8 protein-coding genes are annotated in these 9,494 nt (G+C 40.9%); 4 read left to right on the forward strand and 4 right to left on the reverse strand.

Features of this window, described 5'->3' with window-relative positions:
- Window positions 1-26: 26 nt before the first annotated feature.
- From ileS to ACP69Y_RS14190, 4 genes are all read left to right on the forward strand, one after another.
- Window positions 27-2,873, forward strand: coding sequence for an isoleucine--tRNA ligase (gene ileS / locus ACP69Y_RS14175; RefSeq protein WP_425919016.1), 2,847 nt, complete (start codon window positions 27-29; stop codon window positions 2,871-2,873).
- Window positions 2,866-3,408 (forward strand): signal peptidase II, encoded by a 543-nt coding sequence (gene lspA, locus ACP69Y_RS14180; protein ID WP_425919017.1) that lies wholly within the window; start codon window positions 2,866-2,868, stop codon window positions 3,406-3,408. Before ileS ends, lspA begins: the two co-directional genes overlap by 8 nt.
- Window positions 3,401-3,883 (forward strand): FKBP-type peptidyl-prolyl cis-trans isomerase, encoded by a 483-nt coding sequence (locus ACP69Y_RS14185; RefSeq protein WP_425919018.1) that lies wholly within the window; start codon window positions 3,401-3,403, stop codon window positions 3,881-3,883. The genes lspA and ACP69Y_RS14185 overlap by 8 nt, the downstream gene beginning before the upstream one ends.
- Before the next feature lie 137 nt (window positions 3,884-4,020).
- On the forward strand, window positions 4,021-4,563 hold the full coding sequence (locus tag ACP69Y_RS14190) for an NADPH-dependent FMN reductase (RefSeq protein ID WP_425919020.1): 543 nt from the start codon (window positions 4,021-4,023) through the stop codon (window positions 4,561-4,563).
- Window positions 4,564-5,016: 453 nt separating this feature from the next.
- On the opposite strand, the gene ACP69Y_RS14195 is transcribed toward ACP69Y_RS14190, so the two are convergent.
- From ACP69Y_RS14195 to ACP69Y_RS14210, 4 genes are all read right to left on the reverse strand, one after another.
- Entirely contained in the window at window positions 5,017-6,201 is a 1,185-nt protein-coding gene (locus ACP69Y_RS14195; RefSeq protein WP_425919022.1) for a PQQ-dependent sugar dehydrogenase, read from the reverse strand.
- 332 nt (window positions 6,202-6,533) lie between these two features.
- Complete coding sequence (locus ACP69Y_RS14200; RefSeq protein WP_425919023.1) at window positions 6,534-6,857, reverse strand: ankyrin repeat domain-containing protein; 324 nt, start codon at window positions 6,855-6,857, stop codon at window positions 6,534-6,536.
- A 62-nt stretch (window positions 6,858-6,919) separates the two neighbouring features.
- Window positions 6,920-7,762 carry a hypothetical protein gene (locus ACP69Y_RS14205; protein ID WP_425919024.1) on the reverse strand — a complete coding sequence of 281 codons (843 nt, stop codon included), beginning with the start codon at window positions 7,760-7,762 and terminating at the stop codon, window positions 6,920-6,922.
- Window positions 7,763-7,861: 99 nt separating this feature from the next.
- The gene (locus tag ACP69Y_RS14210; protein ID WP_425919025.1) at window positions 7,862-9,211 is read right to left on the reverse strand and encodes an aromatic acid/H+ symport family MFS transporter; all 1,350 of its coding nucleotides are present in this window, start codon (window positions 9,209-9,211) and stop codon (window positions 7,862-7,864) included.
- Window positions 9,212-9,494 lie beyond the last annotated feature (283 nt).

The following is a 9,494-nucleotide window of genomic DNA, read 5'->3' on the forward strand; positions in this document are numbered from 1 at the left end:
ACTGATTAAATTGGAAGACAACTTGCATGAGCGATAAGCAAACTCCTGAAAATGCAGTGGATTATAAAGCCACGCTAAACCTCCCAGGTACTGAATTTGCGATGAAAGCAAATCTCGCAGTACGTGAAGCGAAATGGTTAGAAGAGTGGTATGCCGACAACATTTATCAGCAGATTCGTGCATCGCGTATTGGCAAGAAAAAATATGTGCTTCACGATGGCCCTCCATATGCAAATGGTCAAATCCATTTGGGTCATGCGGTAAATAAAGTTCTTAAAGACATCATCATCAAAAGCCGTATTATGGATGGCTTTGATGCACCGTATGTTCCGGGTTGGGACTGTCACGGTTTACCGATTGAACTTAAAGTTGAAGAAAAAGTTGGTAAAGTCGGCGTTAAAGTCGATGCTGCAACGTTCCGTAAACATTGCCGCGAATATGCCTATACTCAAGTCGAATTACAGAAAAAAGACTTTGTGCGTATGGGCGTATTTGGGGATTGGGACAATCCTTACCTGACCATGAATTTTGCGCAAGAAGCCAATATCGTGCGTTCGCTGGGTGAAATCCAAAAACAAGGTCATATCGAACCGGGTCTTAAGCCAGTCAACTGGTGTTTGGACTGTGGTTCATCTTTGGCTGAAGCTGAAGTTGAATACGAAGATAAAAAATCGGATGCCATCGACGTTGGCTTTACCATTGTTGATTTGGCAGATTTATCGGCTCGTTTGGGCGTAGAAGTTAAAGACTCAACCGATATCGTGATCTGGACAACGACGCCTTGGACCATTCCTGCGAACCAGGCGGTTGCCCTGCATGCGGACATTGAATATCAACTTGTTAAAGCACGTGGCGACGAAAAAGCCGCGCAAAACTTTATCTTGGCCAAAGATTTGGTGGAATCTGCAACTGAACGCTATGGCTTTACCACCGTTGAAGTGATTGCTGATTTTGCCGGTAGCAAACTTGAGAACTTACAATTACAACATCCTTTAATTACTGAACGTCAGGTTCCTGTAATTTTAGGCGAACACGTGATTGCAACCAGCGGTACAGGTGCGGTACATACAGCACCGGGCCATGGTGTAGACGATTATAAAGTGGGCCTACTGTATAACTTGAAAGTCGATAATCCTGTGGGTGGTAACGGTGTGTATTTACCGACTGCACCTGTTTTTGCAGGCGAACACATCTATAAAGCCAATCCAAAAATTATTGCTGCATTAAGTGAAGCCAACAAGCTGTGGGCACATGTGGTCATCAAACATAGCTATCCACATTGCTGGCGTCATAAAACCCCAATTATCTTCCGTGCGACCCCACAGTGGTTCATCAGCATGGACGAAAAAGGGTTACGCCAAGGCGCTTTAAACGCGATTGAAAATGACATCAGTTTTGTCCCAGATTGGGGTAAAAACCGTATTCAGGCGATGATTGAAGGCCGTCCGGACTGGTGTATCTCGCGTCAACGGACTTGGGGTGTACCAATTCCGTTCTTCGTGCATAAAGACACTAATGAGCTGCACCCACGTACGCCTGAACTGATCGAAGAAGTTGCTAAACTGATTGAACAGGAAGGGATTGATGGCTGGTATAACCGTGAAGCGAAAGACTTCATTGGTGCCGATGCTGAGCACTACAATGCAGTACGCGATACGCTAGACGTCTGGTTTGACTCGGGTACAACCCATTATGCCGTGCTGCGTGAACGTGAAGAATTGACTGATCCTGCTGATTTATACCTTGAAGGTTCAGACCAGCACCGTGGCTGGTTCCAATCGTCATTGTTGACTTCAATTGCCATCAACGAACGCGCACCGTATAAAGGCTTGTTGACACACGGCTTCGTGGTCGATGAGAAAGGCCGCAAGATGTCGAAATCCATTGGTAACGTGATCACACCACAAGACATCATTAAAGATATGGGTGCAGATGGTTTACGTTTCTGGATCGCATCTGCAGATTACCGTTATGAAATGACCGCGGGTAAAGAAATCTTTAGCCGTGCTTCTGATGGTTACCGTCGTATCCGTAATACTTTGCGTTTCTTGTTGGCAAACCTGAATGGTTTCCAACCGGCTACAGATGCATTGCCAGTCGATCAGTTGATTGCGTTAGACCAATACATTTTGCAACGCGCAGCGGACGTACAAAAAACCATTCAGCAAGCTTATGAAGATATGAACTTCCATATCGTGGCAAGCGCGTTGACCAATTTCTGTATTAATGACTTGGGTGGTTTCTATTTAGACATCATCAAAGACCGTCAGTACACCACCAAAGCAGACTCGCAAGCACGTCATTCTGCACAAACTGCCTTGTATCACCTGGTACAGGCTTTTGTTCGCTGGATGGCACCGATCTTGACCTTTACTGCTCAAGAAGCTTGGCCTTTAATTCCGGGTCAAACTGAGAAATACGTGTTCACCACTGAATGGTATGACATTCCGGTTGCATCGAAAGCCAACCTGGTTTCAGAAGCGGATTGGCAAACTTTAATTAGCGTTAAATCTGCAGTGAACAAGCAAATTGAAGCTGCACGTAATGCCAAACTGATTGGTTCTAACCTGTCTGCCAAAGTTGAACTTTGGGCAAATGCTGAATTGAAAGCAGTGCTTGATCAGTTAAGTGATGAACTTCGTTTCGTTCTGATCACATCGACTGTGATTGTAAATGCATTTGACGAAGCACAAGGTGAAGCAACGGATCTTGAAGGCCTACGTGTGAAAGTATCGGCCGCGACAGGTGAAAAATGTGCACGCTGCTGGCATGTACTACCAGATGTGAATACACATCACGAACATCCAGGTCTTTGTTCTCGTTGTATTATTAACCTTCCTACAGGTCAAGGCGAAGAGAGAAAATATGCCTAATCCACAAGCTAAAAAGGGCTTATTCCAATTCTACCCACACAATCTGATGTGGGTGGGTTTATCCATTGTGGCGATTATTCTGGATCAATGGACCAAATGGATTGCAACGACACATCTGAATTATGCAGATCCTGTGCCGGTACTGCCCTTTTTAAACTGGACATTACTGCATAACTATGGTGCAGCCTTTAGTTTCTTGTCCGATGCCGGTGGATGGCAGCGTTATTTCTTTACCTCACTGGCAGGTTTAGTGTCTGTAATTTTTGTATTTTGGCTGATGCGCATGCCGAAAAAAATGGGAATTTTACCGTTGGCGATTGCCCTGATTTTGGGTGGGGCGATCGGTAACTTAATTGACCGCGTATCTTTGGGTTATGTGGTCGATTTTATTCACATTTACTACAACAACAGCCACTTTCCTGCTTTTAATATTGCAGATAGTGCCATTACTGTTGGGACTATTCTAATGCTGATCGATACTTTTTTCCTAGAAAAGCAACGTATTCAACGTGCGGAAGCGCAACACAATGACTGAAATTATTAATCCAAACGAAGAAACTCGTGTTAATGAAGGCTCGAAAGTAGAGCTGCATTTTTCGGTGGCTATTGAAAACGGTGTGGAAATTGACAACACCCGTAGCCGTGAAGAACCGGTAAGCCTGGTGATGGGTGATGGCAGCTTATTGCCTGGTTTTGAAAAAGCACTGTTTGGTTTACGTGCCGGTGACCGTCGTACTGTCAGTCTTCCTCCCGAAGATGCGTTCGGTCCCTGGAACCCTGAAAACGTGCAAAAATTTGATACCGTTAAATTCGAACAGACACCGATTGTCGGTCATATGATTGAGTTTGAAGATAAAGCCAAACAAAGCCTATTTGGGGTAGTGAAATCAGTCGGTGAAGATATTACTGAAATTGATTTTAATCACCCACTTGCAGGCAAAAATATTACCTTTGAAGTGGAAATCTTTAAAGTGACGCCTGCCGGTCAACAAGGTATTAAACTAATGTAAAAGATCATCTAAGGGATGATTTTTAAAAAGCTCCTTCGGGAGCTTTTTTACATTTGGGAGATACAAATCCCTCATATTCAGCCCAACACATTCAGACTAATTTAGAGCATAACTTGATAAAAAAACACAGGTTCAAGATGAAAATTCAGATTATTGTCGGTAGTGTTCGCGAGGGGCGTACAGCCATAAAAGTGGCACGTTGGGTACAGCGCAGTATTGAAAGAGCCAATTTTAGTACCGTTCAGGTTGAAATGGTCGATTTAAAAGAATGGAACCTGCCTATTTTTGCAGGTAGCCACCCTCCTCTGACCGGTATTTATGATCAGCCCAAACAACAAGAATGGGCTGACAAAATTGCTTCGGGTGATGCCGTTATTTTGATTAGCCCTGAGTATAACCATGGTTATAGTCCGGCGCTTAAAAATGCTTTGGATTACTTAGGCAAAGAATGGCAAGGTAAACCGGCGGCTTATATTGGCTATGGTGCAACCAATGGCTCACGCTCGATTGATCAAATCCGTCAAGTTGGAACCCAGCTCGGTTTAGTCGATAGCAATGCGGTGATTGAAATTCGGGACATCTTCTCACGCAATAAAACTGAAGAATTTGAACCGAATGAATTTGATAACAAAAATCTCAGATCTGTTTTAGATAAACTGATTCAATATGTGAGTGCCTGATATTTTTTAAGCACCTGTGTAGGTTTTAGCTTACAACAGCTGCCGAATATCTCCACTTTTCACGTATTAATTTAAGCGCTATATTTAAGCCATACAGAGACAGGAAGTCTCTAAATCACAAAACAATAATGATAGGCAATAAACAGCAGGACGCTGATAGGTAGGACAGGAGTTATACCTTTAAAATGAATATAAAAAAGCCTCGACAGGATGTCGGGGCTTTTTTTTAAATTTATTTTATTCTTATAACTATTTGTATTGTGATTTAAAGTGAGCCACCCACTTGTCGAAAAGCTCAATTAAATGACCAAAATCTACCTCATGCTGAAATATCAAACTTTAATCTCAATCAACAAAACAATCCTTCATAACATAATTCGACCCAAGGATTTAGGCTGTTATCTTTGAAAGTCTGATCTTTGAATCGGGCTTTATAATCCAATGAAATTGAAATTATTTTGCAGTCATTTTAACCAATTTTGCATTTTTACCATCTTCGAGTACCCAAATTGAACCGTCTTGGGCTTCAACTAAACCACGAATACGTTGTTTCATGGCTAGGCGCTGTACTTCCTTTACTGGCTTCGTTTCTGTATCAACCACCACAATCGCTTCAGAAGACAAGCCGCCAATTAGGGCCTTATTTTTCCATGCTGGAAATTGATTACCTTTATAAAAAATCAAACTAGATGGAGAGATGACAGGTGTCCAGCTGATCTCAGGAGCTTTAAATTCAGGACGGGTAGGATGGTCAGGGATATCTTTTCCATCATAATGATCGCCATTTGAAACAATCGGATAACCGTAGTTTTCACCTTTTATGATGAGATTGAGCTCATCGCCACCTTTAGGTCCCATTTCAGCCACCCACAGTTTCCCTTTAGGATCAAATGCAATGCCAAGTGGATTACGGTGGCCCAATGACCAGACCTGTTTTGCGATCTCTCCTTGATTCATAAATGGATTACCTGAAGCAGGTGTACCATCATCATTTAAACGTAAGATTTTGCCTAAATTGGATTGCATATCTTGTGCAGGATCAAACTTCTGACGTTCACCGGAACTAATCCAGAGCTTGCCATCAGCCCCAAATAACAGCCGGTGCGCATAATGGCCCTGACCTTGGACTTTAGGCACCTGTTTCCAGATGGTTTTTAAATTTTTAAGTTGCGGTTTTTGAGCATCGGATAAATCTAACTCACCCCGAACAACTACAGCACCATAACCGCCCGGTCCTGCTTCTGCATAACTTATATAAATTTGATGGTTCTGTTCAAATTGTGGATGCAAGGCAATATCACCAAGGCCTCCTTGCCCGCCGTATGCCACTTTAGGGATGCCTTTAACTTCAACCTGTTGTCGAGTTTTAGGATCAAATAATTGTAATTTTCCTTTTCGCTCAGTGACCAGTAAACGTCCATCCTTTAAAGAGGCAATCGCCCAAGGTTCATTAAACTGTGCGACGTTCGTCAGTTTATAAGTTTGATTAACTAAACCTGAAGAAGGTTTGGAAGATGGCGTTTCTGGGGCTGACTTGGATGCAGAGTTCACAGCGTCAGTTTGTGCATTACAGGCTGTTAAACTTGATGTACTGATTAATATGATTGTGGTCAGCATACGCTGTCGGAACATTTTCATCGTTATTATCCTCTGCCATTCAAATAGCTCATCACTTTTATTCTAAGTAAAATATTGAAAATCACTGTTTTTTATTGGTAACAAACTTTTCATTTCGTTTTGTCTGGTGGGTTGTGTAAGACGTAACGTACATAAAATAGTTCTATGAACCTCTATCTCCTTCAAGATAATTTTCTTATTCTGAATTCATCAGGAAACAGGATGTTTCCCAAACCTAAAACAATAATTATAAGTTTGAGCATCAGGACGTGAGGTAGAACAGCCGTTATACCTAAGCAATGCATACAAAAAAGCCCTCTCATCGTGATAGGGCTTTTTTGTATTTAAGTGATTTAAGCTATTCCTTTTAAGCTCTTTAGATAAATCACTATTTCTTGATTTCCTGCCATTTTAGCAAGTTCTAAAGCTGTATAAGTACTGCGATGATTAATATCCGCACCTTTACTAATCAATAGCTTCACGACCTCTAAATGATCATTTTCAGCTGCTGCATGTAAGGCGCTATAGCCTTCTTCATCGGCAGAGTTGACGTCCAGACCATCGTTGATGCCCTGCTCGACTTGATCAATATCACCTAAGGATGCCCAGTACACCAGTTCAGGAAGATGCAGTTCGTCATCATCTTCAGGGATTGGGGAGAATGAGTTGAGTTTCATAAAACAATATCCTAGATAATTTCGTAGTAGTTAAAATAATTAAACACTGTCTAAGTTAAATCTCAAGTTTCCTTAAGTGCTCTTATCCATAAATATTTGTTATCAACTTTTTTCTCAAATTTTAATAACTTCATTTCAGGTATAAACAATTCTAGCTCTTTTTTTAAGTTTTCAATTTTTTCTTTTTCTAGATATGGTGCATCATCGTATAATTTTAATAGTTTTTCAGGATAGTCATCTATTTCAATTAAATGTAACTTACTTAAATCATTTTGGAGATATGTAGAGATTCTAGATTTCTTTTCAAGAAGATCATTATGACGAGAAGAGTGAGAAGAATTAATTGGTTGAGGAATTTCCTTAATTTGATTATCTAAATCTTGAATTTTTTCATTTAAAGCAGCTCGTAAACTCCTAATTTTCTTAAAACTTAGATCCATACATAAAGTTTTAGCCCAAGGTTTTAAAACTTCATGTATATCTTGTTCATTAGATCCAGTTTTTTTCATTATTTTTCTAATATCATCAGCAAATTGAATAAACTCTTCAGATGTAGGAGCTCCATCAAATCTACCGATATTACTTTGAATTTCGACAAGAGTTTTAGCTGTTATAGCTGTCATCTCTTTAAGATAGATTAATGCCTTATCAGCTTCTTCTAATTTTTTATCTAATTGTCTAGTCTTAGCTTCTACTCCTAATCCTTTCAATGACTCAAATCGGTCGATTGTCGCAGCAAATAATAATACTAACCCTGCTGTCAAAGAAGTAATAGCAATAGGTGTGTTACCGAAATAAGAAGACCAAGTTCCTACACCCAAATTTATTAATCCAGCAATTAACAGAAACCAGTTCGTTAAATTAAATAAAAAACACTCATTAACCGACTTCCAATCTTTTTTCATTATTTTTCCTACTTGCTTATTATTTAAGATAATAATCTTTAAAAATTTTCTAGACAATAAAAAGCCCCCTTTCGGAGGCTTCTTATTTAATACTTGGCTTTAAGCTTTAGACACTGCTGGCTCAATTGAACCAATTTTTTCAGACTCATTGTCATGCATGATCAATGCAACCGCAATTGCAGTAATCAGAACCGGTAAACCGACTGCCATAAAGTTGAAGTAAGCAGGTAGGTTCATACCCAGTAAGCCACCAATCAGGATCGGCCCTACAATCGCGCCCATACGGCCAATCGCAGAAGACCAGCCAATGCCTGTCGAACGCACCGCAAGTGGGTAGAACTGCGCAACATAGCTATATAACAGCATTTGTGAACCAATCGACGCTGCACCGGCCAAGAACACCAAGATGTAAAGCAGGAAGGTATTCGACTGGAAGCCCATCAGGCTCATCACAATCGCACCCATAATACCCAGAACCATCAGTACCGGTTTCAAGTGGAAACGATCTGCAAGAATACCACCACCGACAATACCCACGACTGCACCAACGTTCATCACCATCATGAACATCAGACTGTTGTCCATCGAGTAGCCTGCCGCCATCATTAACTTCGGTAACCAGCTGCTTAAAGCATACATGGTTAACAGGCAAGTGAAGAACGCGACCCAGAACAGCAAGGTATTTACCGCGCGGCCACGACGGAACAAACTCACTACGTTAGCTGCTTCAGGCACATTTTCCTGTGGTAAAGTGAATATCGTATTCTCTGTTACAGTCAGATTTGGTGCCAAGCGACGTACGATTTGACGTGCTTCGGCCTGCCTGTTCTGTTTCACAATAAACGCGAGTGATTCAGGCAAAAACTTCCAGATCAAGGGTAATAAAAATAATGGAATACCTGCAATAAAGAACATGATTTGCCAACCAAAACTTGGCGTGAACCATGAACCTAGTAGTGCTGCCATTACACCGCCTACAGCATACCCACTGAACATGGTCGTGACCAAGGTACTACGCATTTTTTGTGGGGCATACTCCGAAGTCAATGCCACCAGGTTTGGCATCACCCCACCAATACCGAGCCCGGCAAGGAAGCGTAAAATACCAAATTCAGTTGGATTTGAAGCAAAACCGCCCGCAAAAGTTAAACCACTGAATAATACAATACAGATCATGATCACTTTCTTACGACCGATCTTGTCTGCGAGTGAGCCAAAGATCATCGCACCGAACATCATGCCAGCAAGAGCTGTACTGGCTAACATGCCTGCCTGGACAGCACTTAAGCCCCAATCATTCATTAGTAATGGCAAAGTCACACCATTAATTGCTAGATCATAGCCGTCAAATAAGATAATGAGCAAACACCAAGCAACCACATTGAAATGAAATGGCTTAAATTTCGCATGATCCACTACAGAATTTACATCTATTTTTTCCGTTGTCATTCGCTCTCATCTCCCATGAGTACTTGTCCATCACAGCCTATGAATTGTTAAGTTAAAATTCAATTTTGCTCAATATAATAATATGAGTTTCTATTAACAATAAGACCAAAGATTATGAGTATTTCTTTATGAAATGCATTCTATCTTATTGTATTAAAATAACTAATTTTATATATAAATGAGAAAATGTTTACTATTCACTACCTTACAACGATGAGAAAGAGGCAAATCCTGCTAAAAATAATGACCATAAAACAGCAAGAAATGGCTTTAAATCATACTC

The organism is Acinetobacter sp. TSRC1-2 (assembly GCF_049895885.1).
Taxonomy (GTDB): Bacteria; Pseudomonadota; Gammaproteobacteria; order Pseudomonadales; family Moraxellaceae; genus Acinetobacter.